The organism is Luteimonas terricola, from assembly GCF_004352845.1.
GTDB lineage: Bacteria > Pseudomonadota > Gammaproteobacteria > Xanthomonadales > Xanthomonadaceae > Luteimonas > Luteimonas terricola.
This window is the reverse complement of the sequence record NZ_SJRX01000001.1, coordinates 474,849-489,117: the sequence shown is the minus strand read 5'-3', so window position 1 is coordinate 489,117 and position 14,269 is coordinate 474,849. Positions and strand designations below refer to the sequence as shown.

16 protein-coding genes are annotated in these 14,269 nt (G+C 69.1%); 9 read left to right on the top strand and 7 right to left on the bottom strand.

Features of this window, described 5'->3' with window-relative positions; genetic code table 11:
* Nucleotides 1–61 precede the first annotated feature (61 nt).
* The 6 genes from E2169_RS02265 (at nt 62) to E2169_RS02245 (ending at nt 4,315) form a co-directional block, all read left to right on the top strand.
* Nucleotides 62–301 carry a hypothetical protein gene (locus E2169_RS02265; RefSeq protein WP_132984981.1) on the top strand — a complete coding sequence of 80 codons (240 nt, stop codon included), beginning with the start codon at nt 62–64 and terminating at the stop codon, nt 299–301.
* A 231-nt stretch (nt 302–532) separates the two neighbouring features.
* Nucleotides 533–1,273 carry an outer membrane protein gene (locus E2169_RS02260; RefSeq protein WP_132984980.1) on the top strand — a complete coding sequence of 247 codons (741 nt, stop codon included), beginning with the start codon at nt 533–535 and terminating at the stop codon, nt 1,271–1,273.
* Nucleotides 1,274–1,491: 218 nt separating this feature from the next.
* Nucleotides 1,492–1,629, top strand: a complete 138-nt coding sequence (locus E2169_RS14190) for a hypothetical protein (protein WP_165942305.1) — start codon at nt 1,492–1,494, stop codon at nt 1,627–1,629.
* Nucleotides 1,630–1,655: 26 nt separating this feature from the next.
* Nucleotides 1,656–2,696 carry a S66 peptidase family protein gene (locus E2169_RS02255; protein WP_132984979.1) on the top strand — a complete coding sequence of 347 codons (1,041 nt, stop codon included), beginning with the start codon at nt 1,656–1,658 and terminating at the stop codon, nt 2,694–2,696.
* Nucleotides 2,693–3,601 carry a pseudouridine synthase gene (locus tag E2169_RS02250; RefSeq protein ID WP_188726156.1) on the top strand — a complete coding sequence of 303 codons (909 nt, stop codon included), beginning with the start codon at nt 2,693–2,695 and terminating at the stop codon, nt 3,599–3,601. The genes E2169_RS02255 and E2169_RS02250 overlap by 4 nt, the downstream gene beginning before the upstream one ends.
* 156 nt (nt 3,602–3,757) lie before the next feature.
* Nucleotides 3,758–4,315, top strand: a complete 558-nt coding sequence (locus E2169_RS02245) for a DUF3228 family protein (protein WP_132984978.1) — start codon at nt 3,758–3,760, stop codon at nt 4,313–4,315.
* 69 nt (nt 4,316–4,384) lie between these two features.
* Here the strand turns inward: E2169_RS02245 and E2169_RS02240 are convergent, their stop codons facing one another.
* From E2169_RS02240 to E2169_RS02230, 3 genes are read right to left on the bottom strand one after another with little or no spacing between them, the layout of a single operon-like run.
* On the bottom strand, nt 4,385–5,446 hold the full coding sequence (locus E2169_RS02240; RefSeq protein ID WP_207918346.1) for an ATP-grasp domain-containing protein: 1,062 nt from the start codon (nt 5,444–5,446) through the stop codon (nt 4,385–4,387).
* Nucleotides 5,443–6,621, bottom strand: a complete 1,179-nt coding sequence (locus E2169_RS02235; protein WP_165942304.1) for a peptidase MATCAP family protein — start codon at nt 6,619–6,621, stop codon at nt 5,443–5,445. The genes E2169_RS02240 and E2169_RS02235 overlap by 4 nt, the downstream gene beginning before the upstream one ends.
* 44 nt (nt 6,622–6,665) lie before the next feature.
* The gene (locus E2169_RS02230) at nt 6,666–7,520 is read right to left on the bottom strand and encodes an N-formylglutamate amidohydrolase (RefSeq protein WP_165942303.1); all 855 of its coding nucleotides are present in this window, start codon (nt 7,518–7,520) and stop codon (nt 6,666–6,668) included.
* 111 nt (nt 7,521–7,631) lie between these two features.
* Here E2169_RS02230 and E2169_RS02225 point away from each other — a divergent pair, with 111 nt between their 5' ends.
* Nucleotides 7,632–8,753: a serine hydrolase domain-containing protein gene (locus tag E2169_RS02225; RefSeq protein WP_207918345.1), complete on the top strand. Its 1,122-nt coding sequence runs from the start codon at nt 7,632–7,634 to the stop codon at nt 8,751–8,753.
* 267 nt (nt 8,754–9,020) lie between these two features.
* Entirely contained in the window at nt 9,021–10,862 is a 1,842-nt protein-coding gene (locus tag E2169_RS02220; RefSeq protein ID WP_132984975.1) for a GGDEF domain-containing protein, read from the top strand.
* Between the two features lie 21 nt (nt 10,863–10,883).
* Here E2169_RS02220 and E2169_RS02215 read toward each other — a convergent pair whose 3' ends face one another.
* A complete protein-coding gene (locus E2169_RS02215) occupies nt 10,884–12,476 on the bottom strand; it encodes a M20/M25/M40 family metallo-hydrolase (protein ID WP_132984974.1) in 1,593 nt (530 codons plus the stop codon).
* A gap of 145 nt (nt 12,477–12,621) precedes the next feature.
* Between E2169_RS02215 and E2169_RS02210 the strand changes: the two genes are divergently transcribed.
* A complete protein-coding gene (locus tag E2169_RS02210; protein WP_132984973.1) occupies nt 12,622–13,512 on the top strand; it encodes an acyltransferase in 891 nt (296 codons plus the stop codon).
* Between the two features lie 30 nt (nt 13,513–13,542).
* On the opposite strand, the gene E2169_RS14185 is transcribed toward E2169_RS02210, so the two are convergent.
* The 3 genes from E2169_RS14185 to E2169_RS14180 form a co-directional block, all read right to left on the bottom strand.
* A complete protein-coding gene (locus E2169_RS14185; protein ID WP_165942302.1) occupies nt 13,543–13,686 on the bottom strand; it encodes a hypothetical protein in 144 nt (47 codons plus the stop codon).
* Nucleotides 13,687–13,767: 81 nt separating this feature from the next.
* On the bottom strand, nt 13,768–14,079 hold the full coding sequence (locus E2169_RS02205; protein ID WP_268236927.1) for a YkgJ family cysteine cluster protein: 312 nt from the start codon (nt 14,077–14,079) through the stop codon (nt 13,768–13,770).
* Nucleotides 14,076–14,234, bottom strand: coding sequence for a hypothetical protein (locus E2169_RS14180; protein WP_165942301.1), 159 nt, complete (start codon nt 14,232–14,234; stop codon nt 14,076–14,078). Before E2169_RS14180 ends, E2169_RS02205 begins: the two co-directional genes overlap by 4 nt.
* Nucleotides 14,235–14,269 lie beyond the last annotated feature (35 nt).

The following is a 14,269-nucleotide window of genomic DNA, read 5'->3' as shown; positions in this document are numbered from 1 at the left end:
TCGTTCCCCGGGGGCCTCGGCGGCGGGCGTTACGATAACGCATCCGATCCGGAGTCCAGCCATGGCTGCCGCGTCGCCGGGCCACACGCTACCGTCACCCATCCGGCGCCCCGGCAGTGCCATGGCCGCCCGGTTCCACGACTTCGTGGCGGCGCCGTCGTTTCCCTGCGTGGGATCGAAGGCGGCGTTGGCGCGCGGTGCCATCCAGATGCACGAATTCGCGCCGTTGGGCGATCGCGCCAATGACGCGTCCATGCTGGACGCGCGCCGCCCGCTGACGCGCGAGCCGGCCCGAGGCTGACGCGGCACGGCAGTCATTGCCGTTTCGCGTCTGTTCGCGCGATGGACACAGCCCCTTGATGCCGACGCGACGGCTGGCACGCGCCATGCTTGATGTGGAGCGCCACTCAGGGATGCCGTGGCGTTGTCGTCCGTAGGCGCAGTCGATGAGACCGCTTTCCCTGATGCTTGGCTATACGCAGCGTGCCGGTGCCTTGCGCTGCGCTCACAACAGTCGAAACAGGGGAGTTTCATGAAGAAGTCCAGTTCGGTGGCCATGATGGCCGCAGCGTTCGCAGTCATCGCATCCGCGGGCGCCTACGCCCAGACCAAGGCGATCGAGCCGGCGCCGCCGCCGCGTCAGGAGATGGATCCGGCCAAGCGTGTGCCCGAAGCGCCGCGACCGGTCGCTGTCGGGGAGCAGGTGCAGCAGCCGGTGCCGACGCCGCAGCACCAGTCCACCGTAGGTCGCGCGCAGCCGTACACCGCTGCGTACGAGGCTCCCACGCGCCATGAGGAAGGCCGCGGCGGCTTCTTCGTCGGTGTGCAGGGCGGCAAGGGCTGGGTGTACGACGACGTCGACCAGTCGGCGCTCGCGGTCAACGCCGGCTATCGCTGGCAAGCGGGCGCGGTGACGTTGATCGGCATCGAGCTGGCGAGCGGTCGGCTGGACAGCACCACGGACGATGGCTGGCGTTTCGCCGAAGTCGACTACGCGAGCATCGGTGTGAACGCACGTTTCAACTTCGGCCATACCAGTCCGGTCTATGCTTTGGTGCGTGCGGGCTACATGTCGGCCGACTACGAGTTCGGCGATATCGATGGCGGCTACGTCGGCGTCGGTCTGGGCGTGGACATCACCCGCCATTTCAATCTGAGTCTTGTCTACACGAACTACGTGTATTTCAACGAAGCCTATTGGGATAGCGGCACGTTCTATTACGATGCCGACCGCGCCGACACGCTGATGCTTGGCGCCGAAGCCCGGTTCTGACTGACGGGCGGCGGGTCCCGGCATCGGGGCCCGCCGTCGCGTCAGGTTTGCGGTGATCGAGGTCGACACGGTTGCGCACGGCAAGGACGAGGGCTGGGGCGAACGGTCAGTCCCGCAGGTTGTCCCGCCAATCGGGATGCGCTGGGCAGGCCGACACTGGCCCCCGTCGCCGTCCACCGTTATCGTCGGAACCCGTCCATCGCCGATCCGGGGTTCCCATGCGCTTCCTCGTCGCGTTCCTGCTGTCCAGCACCATGCGGCTCGTCCATGCCGGCGAGCCTGAGTCCTACGGCGAAGCCTTCGCCGATGGCCGGATGATGCTCGAGGACGACGACCATGTGGCGGGCGCGCCCTGAGCGCCCTGGCCGGCAGCCGCGGCGGCATGGACAGGCGAAGGTTCATCGGAAGCGCCGCGGCAGCGGCCTTGCTGCTGCCGTTCGCGCGGGGACGCAGTGCGATGGCGGCGCGGGGTGTGCCATTGCTGCCCGCGCCGCTCAATCCGGGCGACACCGTGGCCCTGGTCAGCCCCTCATCCCCGGTCGATGATTCCTTCAACCTGCAGCTTGCGCAGGAAGTGATGGAAGCGCTGGGCTTCAAGGTCAAGGCCGGGGCCCATTACGCGGACAGGCGCGGGCACCTGGCGGGCAGCGACGCCGGGCGCGCGGGCGACATCAATGCGGCCTTCGCCGACAGGGAGGTCAAGGCCGTCATCTGCGTTCGCGGTGGATCCGGCGCCGCGCGCCTGCTGCCGCTGCTCGACTACGACCTGATCCGTGCCAATCCCAAGGTGCTGCTCGGCTACTCCGACATCACTGCGCTGCACAATGCGATCAACGCGCAGACCGGGCTCGTCACCTTCCACGGCCCCAACGGCTCCGGCAGCTGGAACAGCTTCAATGCCGACCAGTTCCGGCGCCTGTTCTTCGAGCGCGAGCTGATGCAGTACCGCAACGTGGCCGATCGCGGCGATGAGCTGGTGCAGCGCAGGAACCGCACCGTCACCATCACCGGCGGCACGGCGCAGGGCGAGCTGGTGGGCGGCAACCTGGCGGTGCTGACGGCACTGGCCGGCTCGCCCTACCTGCCGGACTTCAGCGGGAAGATCCTGTTCCTCGAGGACGTGTCCGAGGCGCCGTACCGCGTCGACCGCATGCTCAGCACCCTGAAGCTGATGGGCGCGCTGGACCGGATCGCGGGCTTCATCTTCGGCGAGTGCACCGATTGCGATCCCGGCGCTGGCTATGGCTCGCTGGGGCTGGGCCAGATTCTCGACGACTACATCAAGCCCCTGGGCATCCCCGCGTACCGCGGCGCGATGATCGGCCACATCCGGCAGCAGTTCATCGTGCCCGTTGGCGGCCGGGTGGAGTTGGATGCCGCTGCGGGCAGCTTCCGCTTGCTGCAGCCGGTGTTCCAGCAATAGGCCTCATCAACTCCGTGCCACGCCCGGTCCGCGACGGTATCCCGGCCAGTCGCCTGCAGCTTCCGCCCGGTCCCTGGGCCACGTTGCTGGATGGCCTGTGCGCGCGCTTTCCCGGGGTGGACCGGGCGACGTGGGCCGATCGCTTCCGCCGCGGCCGCGTGCTGGATGCAGAGGGGCGCGCGCTTGCTGCCACGGCGGCGTACCGCGCCGGCACCGGGATCCACTACTTCCGCGAAGTCGTCGATGAGCCCCGCATCCCGTTCGCCGAGACCGTGCTGCATGTCGACGGACATCTGCTGGTCGTCGACAAGCCGCATTTCCTGCCGGTTGCGCCGACGGGTGCCTACGTCCGTGAAACGCTGCTGACGCGGCTGGTCGAGCGCTTCGACAATCGCGCGCTGGTACCGCTGCACCGCATCGATCGGGACACGGCGGGACTGGTGCTGTTCTCGGTGAACCCGGACAGCCGCACACGCTACCAGGCGCTGTTCCGCGAGCGACGCATCCGCAAGGAATACTTTGCCCTTGCACCGCCTCTGCCGGACTTCGTGTTTCCGTACCTGCACCGCAGTCGACTGGAACGCGGCGAGCCGTTCTTCCGGATGCGCGAGGTCTCTGGGGAGTCCAACAGCGAGACCGTGGTCGATGTCGCCGCGCGTGGCCCGGACGCGTGGTGGTACCGCCTGGAACCGGTCACCGGCCGCAAGCACCAGCTGCGCGTGCATATGGCGGCACTGGGCGCGCCGATCCAGGACGACCCGTTCTATCCGGCCCTGCGCGACCGCGCGGAAGACAGCCATGCGCGGCCGATGCAGCTGTTCGCGCAGGCGCTGGAATTCGTTGATCCGCTGACCGGCGAACACCGGTGCTTCGCAAGGCGGCGGGACGCAGTGCCGCCGTTTTGAACTGCCGCGTTGCAGTGTGGCTGGCCGGAAGTGCTGCTGTTCGGCACCGGGCCGCATGCAGGTCGGATGCTGGCACAGGTGGCGGAAGCGCAGCAGTCGCCGTTTGCAGAGGTGCTGCTTCCGGGGAAGGGGCGTGTGTCGGGTAGCATTCGGGCCATGTCGATCGTCCTCACAGATTTCGCCCGCGCCCGCGTGTTCCCGCGGGAGCCCCGCGGCAACACCATCCAGGACTGCACGCCCGAGGCCTTCGAGCGCCACCTCAACGAGGTGCCGCCGCTGGCAGTGCTCGACGGCTACGCGCCCTTCTGCAAGCTGCACGTGCACCGCAACTGGACCTCGACCCGCTGCCTGGCGGTGCCGGTCACGAACGCGAACCGCCATCTGCTGCGCTCCGACTACGAAGCACGCACGCGGGACGAGCTGCCCGTGCTGGTGCGCTGGTTCGAAGGCCTGGAGCCGCCGGTGGCCGCCTATCTGATTCCGATCCTCTACAGCCGCGGGCAGCTGGCGAAGGAGGGCACGCGCATCACCGCCGACTGGGGCGTGGTGGGCTGCATGTACACCGCGGAGCCGGAGGAAACGCCGATGGCGCCGATCACGATGATGCGCAACGCGCTGGGCGTGGAGGAGGGCGGCTCGGGCGTGCAGCTGGACCGCGAGGCCTACCGGCGCAGCGTCGCGTTCTGGAGCACGCACGCCAACTGGCGCGGGTGAGCGGTTCCGGATCCGACAGGGCAGATGCTGGAGGAGGTCGATTCGCGGGACTGAGGTGGCCGGCCCCGGTCAGAGGATCGCCAGCTCCCGGTTGGCCAGGATGCCGCCGTACTGCTCCCGCAGCTGCACCTTGCGCGCGAAGTCGGCAATGATGTGGCTGCTGAAATCCACGCCGGTCAGTTCCTCGGCCATGTTGATGCCGCCGGGCGTGTCGACGTTCACCTCCATCAGCTTGTCGCCGACGATGTCGAGGCCGGTGAAGTACATGCCGTCGCGGATCAGCTTGGGCGCCACGATGTCGGCGAGCCGGAGCGCGGCCGCATCCGGCTGGGCCAGTTCGACCTTGCCACCGGCGCTGACGTTGCTGCGCGCGTCGCCGCTGTCGTTGTAGCGGCGGAAGCAGGCGTACTGTCCGTCGACCTGCAGCGGGCGGCCGTTGAGGGTCAGCAGGCGCAGGTCGCCGTCGGCGGCTTTCGGCAGGTATTCCTGGGCGATCGCGTAGCCGTCGCGGATCACCGCTTCGATCATCTGGTTGAGGTTGGCGCTTTCGTCGTCCTTGACCACGAACACGCCCTGGCCGCCGGAACCCTGCAGCGGCTTGATCACGCCGCGGTTGCCATGGGTGGCGATGAAGTCGCGGATCTCCTCGGCGTCGCGGCTGATGCAGGTCACCGGCCGCACTTCTTCCGGGAAATGCTGGAAGTAGGTCTTGTTGGCGGCGTTGGTGAGGTGGAAGGGGTCGTTGAGTACGATCACGCCGCGGCGGGTCACCAGCTGGGCGAACAGCAGCGCACTGGCTGGCGCCCAGGGGCGGTCGACCTGTTCCGGCGCCGGGTCGCTGCGCAGCATCAGCACGTCGAGCTCTTCGACGTTGATGCGTTCGGTGGCGGCGTCCTCGGCCTGGATCTCCTCGAGCAGCGCGTTGTCGTCGGCGTATTCGTTCCCGGCAGGCATGTGCGCCTTGGCGCGCACGGTGCCGTTGGCGTCGTAGACGAAGCCGTCGAGCCCGATCAGGGCCACGCTGTGCCCCTGGTTGGCCGCGGTGCGCGCCAGACGGATGGTGGTGTAGTTGTCCTGCTCGGTGGCGACGTCGTTGACGACGAATCCGATGCGCAGCGGCCGGTCGGTCATGCTGGCGGTTCCTGGAAGGCGTGAGGGGAGGGCCGGGTGTGGTGCAGGGCTTCGACACCGATCGTCCTGCATTGCTCGAGAGCCCGCGTGAAGCCATCGGCGGTGGCATAGCGCGGCAGCAGCGCGGGTGGCAGCACCCAGCCGGCCTCGACCAGCTGCTCCAGCACCACCAGGTGCGTGAGCGCGAACTTGCCGGCGAACAGGGCTTCGAAGGTGCCGCCGCCGCGCAGGTGGTCGAGCAGGTCGCGCAGGCCGCGCAGGTAGACGGCATCCTTGGTCAGACCCCCGCCGCGCCGCGCGCGCACCGCGACGTCGAAGGCATCCTCGGTGGAGAATCCGTGCTCCTGGTGCAGGCAGGCAAAGATGGCGGGGATGCCGCTGTCGCGGATGGCCATGTCGGCGGCGACCACGCGGCCGGCCAGCACGCGCAGGCGCTCGCCGGGCAGGTAACCGGCCAGGTATTCGGCCAGGACGCCCAGGCCTTCCTGCAGCGGGTCGTAGTGCGCCAGCCCGACGGCCAGCTGCCGCAGGGGCTGGCGCAGTCCGTTGTGGCGGGTGACCACGTGGGTGCCGACCTCGTGCTGCACCAGCGGCTGCAGCCGCGCGCGGGGCAGGCGCAGCTGCGCGTCGAGGTAGAGCCGGCCGTGCGAGACCATCATCAGCGAGCCGATGTCGGCGTCGACGACGATGTCGAGGCTGAAGTCCGGCGCCCGCTCGCAGTACCAGGCGACCTCGTCCTCCACCGCGGCGACCACCGCGTCGACGCCGATGTCGGCCTCGAGCGGCTCGCTGTCGCCGACGCCGTCGAGGATGGCATGGGCAAGTTCGAGCAGCCCCGGCTCCACGCCGCCGAACAGGTCGATGCTGGCGGACACGAAGCCCCGCGTCCCGCGCAACCGCACCAGCTCGATCATTCGGTCGAGTTCGCGCTGCTTCTCGCCCAGCACGCCGGCGAGCAGCGGTGATTCGATGCGTTCGACCGGAAGGTCCAGCAGCCGCCTGCGCATCGCGGACAGGTCGAACACCGGCTCGGCGTAGCGCAGCGACGACACGCGCGCATGACCGCTGGCCACGAACTCCTCCCACAGCGCGTCGGTGCCGAGCGGGGTGAGTGCGAGCAGCCAGTCGAGTCCGGCATCGATGTCGGCGAGGGCGGCGTCGACTTCGGCGGCCACCGGTGGCAGGGGCCGCGGTCCGGGGTGTCGCGCGCCCGCGCCCATCATCGCGCCCCGAAATCGCGACGCACCGCATCCACCGCCGCCTGCAGGCCGTCGCGCAGCGCGTACAGCGCGGCGACGTCGGCCTGGCCGGTGTGTTCGTCCATGAAGATCTTCTTGTACTCGGGCGAGATCGTGCAGACCCGTGCGCCCCAGCGTGCATACACCCATTCCGGGAAGTCGCCGCCGGTGGGGAAGCGCACGTTGGCGCGCACGTCGGGCGCGCGTCCGCGGACCGGCGTCGCGCGCAGGGCGGCGGCGAAGCGCTCGCCGACCGCGGCCCAGCGCCCGGGGTCGGCGGTGGTCAGGCCCAGTTCGATGTCGGGATTGGCGTCCTGCGGCGCGGGGTCGGCGTCGGGCCCGTCGCGACGATGGTTGTAGCTGTGCAGGTCGATCAGCAGCACCGCATCCCAGCGTTCCAGCAGCCGGTCGAGCAACTCCGCCACCATGGCGTGGAAGCGGTCCCAGCTGGCGAGCGAACGTTCGATCTCGGCTTCGGGAAGTGGGCCGTTCCAGACTTCCAGCCCCCAGCAGTCCTCCGGCCGCGCGTACACCGCGCCGGCGCGCGGCCGGTTGAGGTCGAGTTCGAAGCGCGAGGCCGGCACCCGGATGCGCACGTCGCCGACGTCGGCCAGCACGCCGGTCAGCGGATCCTCCTCGCGGAAGCGCACCTCGTCGGGCAGGGCGATGAGGGGCCGCAGCGACGGCCGGATGGCATGACCGTCGTGGATGGCGGTGGTCACGACCGGGCCGTCGGCCAGCGCGATGTTCCACTCCTGCGCTGCCGCGGTGGGACTGGGTGGCTGGCCTTCGGTGAAATAGCGGGTTTGCCGGGCCCGGGTGTCGGGTTGCGCCATGGCGGGCGATGTTCGCAGCGGGGCCATGATTGCGCCGTGACCGCGGGCCATGGCTGCGGCCCGCGCAGGCCGGACACGCCTCGGCCACGCCTTGCCTGTCAATATCGCGCCATGACCTTGCGAACGTTGCTGGTGGTGCTTTCTCTTTCGCTGTCGTCCATGGCCTGCGGGCAGTCGCCCGATCTGCGGCCGCGGGCAGTGGGCGATGACGCCGCCGGCACCGGTCCCACGCCGGCGCCGGCGGCGTCTGCTGCGTTCCCGGAGCCGCCTGTGCCAACGATTGACGCGCTGCTCGAGCAGGCGGACGCGATCGGGCCGCTGAAGGCCGTGGTGGTCGCCCGCGATGGTGTCGTCATCGCCGAGCGCGGCTACAACGGCGCCCGGACGGATTCGCCGACCAACATCAAGTCGGCCTCGAAAACCGTGGTGTCTGCCCTGGTCGGCATCGCCATTGACAAAGGCCTGCTGGAAGGCACCGGCCAACCGATCGCAGCGCTGCTGCGCGAGGACCTGCCGCCGGACCCCGATCCCCGGCTGGCGCGGGTGACCATCGGCCACCTGCTGTCGATGCAGGCCGGCCTGGAGCGCACCTCGGGTCCGTACTACGGTCGCTGGGTGACCAGTGCCCACTGGGTGCGCGCTGCGCTGGCGCGGCCCTTCGTCGACGAGCCGGGCGGGGCGATGCTGTACTCGACCGGTTCGACCCACCTGCTCTCGGCCATCCTTACCCGGGTGAGCGGGCGCTCGACGCTGGCGCTCGCGCGTGAGTGGCTGGGGCCACAGGACGGCTTCGTGATCACCGGCTGGGACCGTGATCCGCAGGGCGTTTACTTCGGTGGCAACAACATGGCGATGGGCACGCGATCGCTGCTCGCCTTCGGCGAGCTCTATCGCACCGGAGGGGTGACCGGCGACGGCCGTCGCCTGCTGTCACGGGAATGGATCGAAGCCTCGTGGCAGCCGCGCACGCAATCACGCTTCACCGGCGACGACTACGGCTATGGCTGGTTCCTCCGCACCATCGCCGGCGAACCGGTGCGCTACGCCTGGGGCTACGGCGGGCAGATGCTCTATGTGGTGCCGTCGCTGGGGCTGACGGTGGCGATGACCTCCGACGACAGCGAGGCCTCCGCGCGCAGCGGCCACCGCGACGCGCTGCACGGGCTGGTGGCGGAGATCATCGCTTCGGCCAGGCAACTGTCCGGCCCGCGCGCCGCGGTTCCGGGGAGCTGAGGTCGGGGAGGGGCGTCGCTGCCGGTGTCATGCTCCTGTGCTAGTGTCCGGGCCTCGGCGATCGGGGGCAAAGCCATCCCGCGAACGGCATTGGAAGCCGGGCTGGGTCAAAGGGGAGACGGTAGATGTCGGCACTGCTTGATTTGATGAGAAGGCTCGGCAGCGATGCCGCGCTGGCGGCGGAGTACGACAGCGGCAAGTTCGCAACCAACCACACCATCAGGGCGTACGACTAGCCTTCGCTGCCGCGCCCGACCCTCCGACGCCATGTGCCGGCTGATCCCGATCGCGTTCCTCCTGCTGGCCTTGGTCGGCCTGCCGGCGTTCGCCAACGATGCGGTGGAAGCGGAAGTCAGGGAGATCGAGCGGCTGGCGGTCACCGCGCACTGGCGGCAGTCGGACGCGAGGATCGAGCGCCTGAAGCCGCGGCTGGACAGATTCAGTCCGGAGCAGCGGCAGCGCCTGGAGTTCGTCCACCTGCGCAACCTCGGGCTGTCGGCCCATGAGCAGGAAGCGCTGCAGGGCTTTACCGAGCTGCTTGAGGAGGACCTTTCGGCGCAGCTGCGCGTGCGCGTCTTCACCACGGCCATCAGCATCGCGGCCAACGTCGAGGATTGGCCGCTCGCTTTCGAGTGGCTCGGCGAAGGGCTGTTGCACCTGTCGGAAGCGCCCTCGGAATCGGGCAAGCTCATGGGCGTCGCCAGCTACCTGCACACGCTGGTCGGTGAGATCGCGAAGGCGCGGGAGCTGGCGCTGCGCGGCCTCGAACTGGTCGAGGCCCGGGGCGGCGACGCGAGAGCGGTATGCCAGGCCGTGGCCGACGTGGCCCTGGCCGAGGACCACGCGCGCAACTTCCGCGAATCGGAAACCTGGCGGTATCGCCAGATCGAGGAGTGCACCCGGGCCGGGGACCTGGTCTTCATCGCCAACGGCAAGTATGGCGTCGGCAAGATGCTGGCCGCCCAGGGCAGGCACGCGGAGGCCCTGGACTGGGGCCGCCAGGCGATCGCCGAGTTCGAGGCCGCGGGCTTCGCCGGCGGCGCGTGGAGCGCGAAGCTCGTGGTGGCCGAAAGCCTGACCACGCTCGGCCGGGGGTTCGACGAAGCGCAGGTGCTGCTGACCGAGGCCCTGGCGCATTACCGGGAAAAGGACGCCGAGTTCGCCATCGCCGAGACCGAACAGTTGATGGCGGACCTGGCCGAGCGGCGTGGCGACCTTGTCGAGGCGCTCGCCCATCGCAAGTTCGCCGCGACCGCCTCGCAAGCGGCCGAAAGCATTTCCCGCGAACGCCAGCTCGCCTACCTGCAGGTCGAATTCGACACCCGGCTGAAGGAACAGCAGATCGCGCTGCTGGAAGCCGAGAAGGAGCTTGCCGCGCTGCAGGTCACCGCGACCCAGCGCCGGCAATGGCTGCTGGGCCTGGGCATGTTCGCCCTGCTGGTCACCGCCATCCTGCTGGCAATCCTGCTGCGCCATTCCTTCCACGAGCGCCGCCGCTACCGCCGGCAATCCGAGCGCGACGGCCTGACCGGCCTGCTCAACTACCAGCAGATCCGCAAGCGCGGCGAGGCGGCCTTCGCCCGCGCGCGCGCCGACCGGCGTCCGTTCACCGCGATCGTTGCCGACATCGACCTGTTCAAGCAGGTCAACGACAGCTACGGGCATGCCGCCGGCGACGAGGCCTTGCGCTCGCTTGGCGGTTGGATCAGCGAAGTCGTCGAGGGCCACGGCATCGCCGGCCGCAGTGGTGGCGACGAGTTCACGATCCTGCTCGAGGGCGATGCGGCGGAGGCCGAGGCGCTGCTGCGCCGCCTGCGCGCGCGGCTCGAGCCGATCACCGTGTTCGGGCAGACGTTCGGCTTCAACCTCAGCGCGGGGCTCTGCCAGGACGACGGCAACAACGCCACGCTGGAGCCGCTGCTGCACAAGGCCGACCAGGCCCTGTACCGCGCAAAGCACGGCGGGCGCGACCGCGTGGTCCGCGCGGACGGAAATGTCGCGGTGCGCGACCTGCCCGACGCACACTACGAGGAATACACCACCCTGGTCATCCCGCCGTTGGGCAGGCTGCGCGACGACCCGGGCCGGGGCGCGGGCGAGCCGCGCTAGGCGATCGCGCAGGCCCGCGCATCAATCGCGTTCGAGCACCGGCTTGCGCGGCATGCGCTCCTCGCGCATGGCGGCGTGGTATGCGAACGAGGCCACGATCGCCGCGGCCTGCTTGAGGTCCTCCGGTTCGACGTGGTCCCAGGTGTCCAGGTGGCTGTGGTGGACGTTGGTGAAGTAGTCCAGCCGGTCCTGGATGAACTGGAAGCCGGGCAGGCCGACGCGGTCGAAGGGGATGTGGTCGGTGCTGCCGGTGTTGCGCGTGGCCACGGTGGTGGCGCCGACGTCGTGGAAGGGCGCCAGCCAGGCTTCGAAGATCGGCACCGCGGCCAGGTTTTCCTGGGCGTAGATGCCGCGGAAGCGGCCCGAGCCGTTGTCCATGTTGAAGTACACCGAGAAGCGGTCATAGTCGCGCTTCTTCTGCAGCGGGCCGGTGGGGTTGCGCAGCGAACCCGGCAAAGCCTTCTGCGCCGGCTCGGCGGGTTCGGGGTACGCGGCAAAGTGGCGTGACACATAGTCCTGCGAACCGATCAGGCCTTGCTCCTCACCGCTCCACAGGGCCACGCGGATGGTGCGGTCGGGGCGGGCGCCCACGGCTTTGAGGATGCGCATGGCTTCCATCATCACGGCGACGCCGGCGGCGTTGTCGGCCGCGCCGGTACCCGTGTGCCAAGAGTCCAGGTGTGCGCCGAGCATGACGATTTCCGCGGCCTTGCGACCGCTGCCCGGGATCTCGGCCAGGGTGTTGTAGCCGGGCTGGTTGGTTTCGTCGGTGAAGCGCGCGGCCACGTTGACCCGCAGCTTCACCGTCTGCTTGTTTTCCAGCGCGCGCGCCAACGGATTGAAGTGCTCGGCGATCATCGCCAGTTCGGGGATGCCGACCGGTTCGCCGGCCTTGCGCGAGCCGCCACCGGCCACCCGGATGATGCCGTTGTCCCAGCTGCTGATGCTGATCGCCGCCAATGCGCCTTCTTCGGCGAAGAGCGTGTTCACCGCCTTGGCGAGTTCCAGGCGCTCCTCGTATTCCTTGACCCGCTTGCTGCGTTCGTTCGCGCTGCTCTTGGGAATGGTGAATTCCTGCAGGCCCTCCAGCGAGGTGGCGTCGTGGCGATGCGAGTCCGAGGCGGTGGCACGCTTGTACTCACGCGCTTCTCCCAGCAGCAGGATCTTGCCACCCAGCTTGCCGCGCCAGGTCTCGATGTCGGCCAGCTTCTTGATGTTCACCTGCACCAGCTCGCCTTCCACCGGGCCGTCGGTGCCCGGCGTCCACGCCTTGGGCAGCGCATGAAGTGGCTGCGTGCGGCCGTCCAGCATCTCGACGGTGGCCGAGCTGAACTCCCAGCCGCGGCCGAAGTCGTCGAAGGCTTCGTCGTGGACGTTGGCCAGGCCCCACTCCTTGAACCTGCCGCGCGTCCAGGCGTTGGCCTCGGCCATCTGCGGCGAATTGGTCAGGCGCGCGCCGATGTCCTCGGTGAGGTGGCTGAAGGTCGCCATCACCTGGGAGTTGTGGAAGGCCTCCTGGCGGATGCGGCTGACCATGTCCAGGTCGACGGGCTCGGCGGCCGCGACCAGGCCGCTGGCTCCCAGGCAGACCACTATCAGGCAACGCTTCAACATCGGGATCACCTCTGCGCGCCGGGGCGCTGGAAACCAGGCACTCTAGCGCCCGGGACGCCCTGGTTCGCCGGTCTTTAGTCACGCCTTCCAGGTTCTTTTTGCTACGCTTCGACACCCGCTCCCGAATGTCTGGCCGGTGTCCCCGATGTCCTCGCTGCGCGCCGCGCTGGTCATGCTGCTGATCGTCGTCAACACGCTGCTGCACGCGCTGCCGCTGCTGCTGGTTGCGTTGTGCAAGGCGCTGCTGCCGTTCGACGGCCTGCGGCGGGCCATCAACCGCCTGCTCGCGGCAATGGCGGAAAGCTGGATCGGCGTCAACAGCGCCATGATCGACCGCCTCACCGGGACGCGCTTCCACGTCGACGGCGCGGCCGGCCTGCAGGTGGACGGGCATTACCTGGTGCTTGCCAACCACCAGAGCTGGGTCGACATCGTGGTGCTGCAGAAGGTCTTCAACCGGCGCATTCCGCTGCTGCGCTTCTTCCTCAAGCGCCAGCTGTTCTGGGTGCCGGTACTGGGCCTGGCCTGGTGGGCGCTGGATTTCCCCTTCATGGGCCGCTACACGCGCAGGGAGATCGCGAAGAACCCGGAGCTCGGCAAGCGCGACATGGAAGCCACGCGGCGCGCCTGCGAAAAATTCCGCGCGCTGCCCGTTGCGGTGATGAACTTCGTCGAGGGCACCCGCTTCACGCCGGACAAGCACGCACGGCAGGCGTCGCCGTACCGGCACCTGCTCAAGCCCAAGTCGGGTGGCGTGGCCTTCGTGATCGATGCGATGGGTGACGCCCTGCACGCCGTCCTGGACGTCACCATCGCCTATCCCGCGGGCCGGCCCACGATGATCGACCTCATCGGCGGACGCATTCCGGAGGTGCACGTGCGGGTGCGCCAGCGCCCGATCCCGACCGAAGTGATGGGAGGCCGCTACCAGGACGACCGCGCCGTGCGCGCCCGCTTCCAGCAGTGGATGAACGGTGTGTGGCAGGAAAAGGATGCGGACCTGGAGCGCCTGCTGGAGCCCGTCCGGCATCAGTGAGCGGTTCAGCGGGCGCTGATGTCGCCTCGCTCAGGCAGGCGTGTCCTGCGCCGGGGCGTCGTTGCCCTTGGCCGCTTCGCGTTCGGCGCGCTTCTTGGCGTCCTTCGCGTCCTGCTTCTTCTTCTTTGCCAGCTCGCGCTGGCGCTTTTCAAACGAGTAATTTGGCTTGGCCATGGGTCATCCGTAGTGATCAGAACGCCCATTGTACGAAAACCGCCGATCCGGGGCGTCGGCCGCTGATCGGCCCGCCCGTCGCTAGAACATCTGCAGCGGTATTCCGCGGGCGTTCCGGTCGGAATAGTCCTCGCGCAGGGCCTGGCAATACGGGCCGCCCATGGTGAATCGCCGGCAGACGTCGGGCCGGGACTCATAGATCGAGCAGCCGCCGCCGGCCGGGTCCACGGCCACGCACCAGCCGAACTCGTCGCGGGCCATGACATGCAGGCCGGCGTCGGTCCAGGCGGTGAGGCGCTCGGCGACGCTGTCGCCGGCCTGCAGGACCACGGTCATGCGGCAGCAGACCGCATCGCAGGACGAGCAGAGATGCGTTTCGGTCGCTGCGGTCACGTGCCTTCCGGGGTCGGTTTCAGCGGCACGCCGGGGCCGATGAAGCCCACCGGCGAGAAGGCGCCCGTGGTGTCGCCCATGTCCGCTGCGCCGCCACAGGCGGACGGCAGGGCGGTGGCGATACCCGCGGCGAGGATGCGCCGGTGCAGGTTCATGGATGGTCTCCGGAATGCGGATTGGCGAGCGGGCA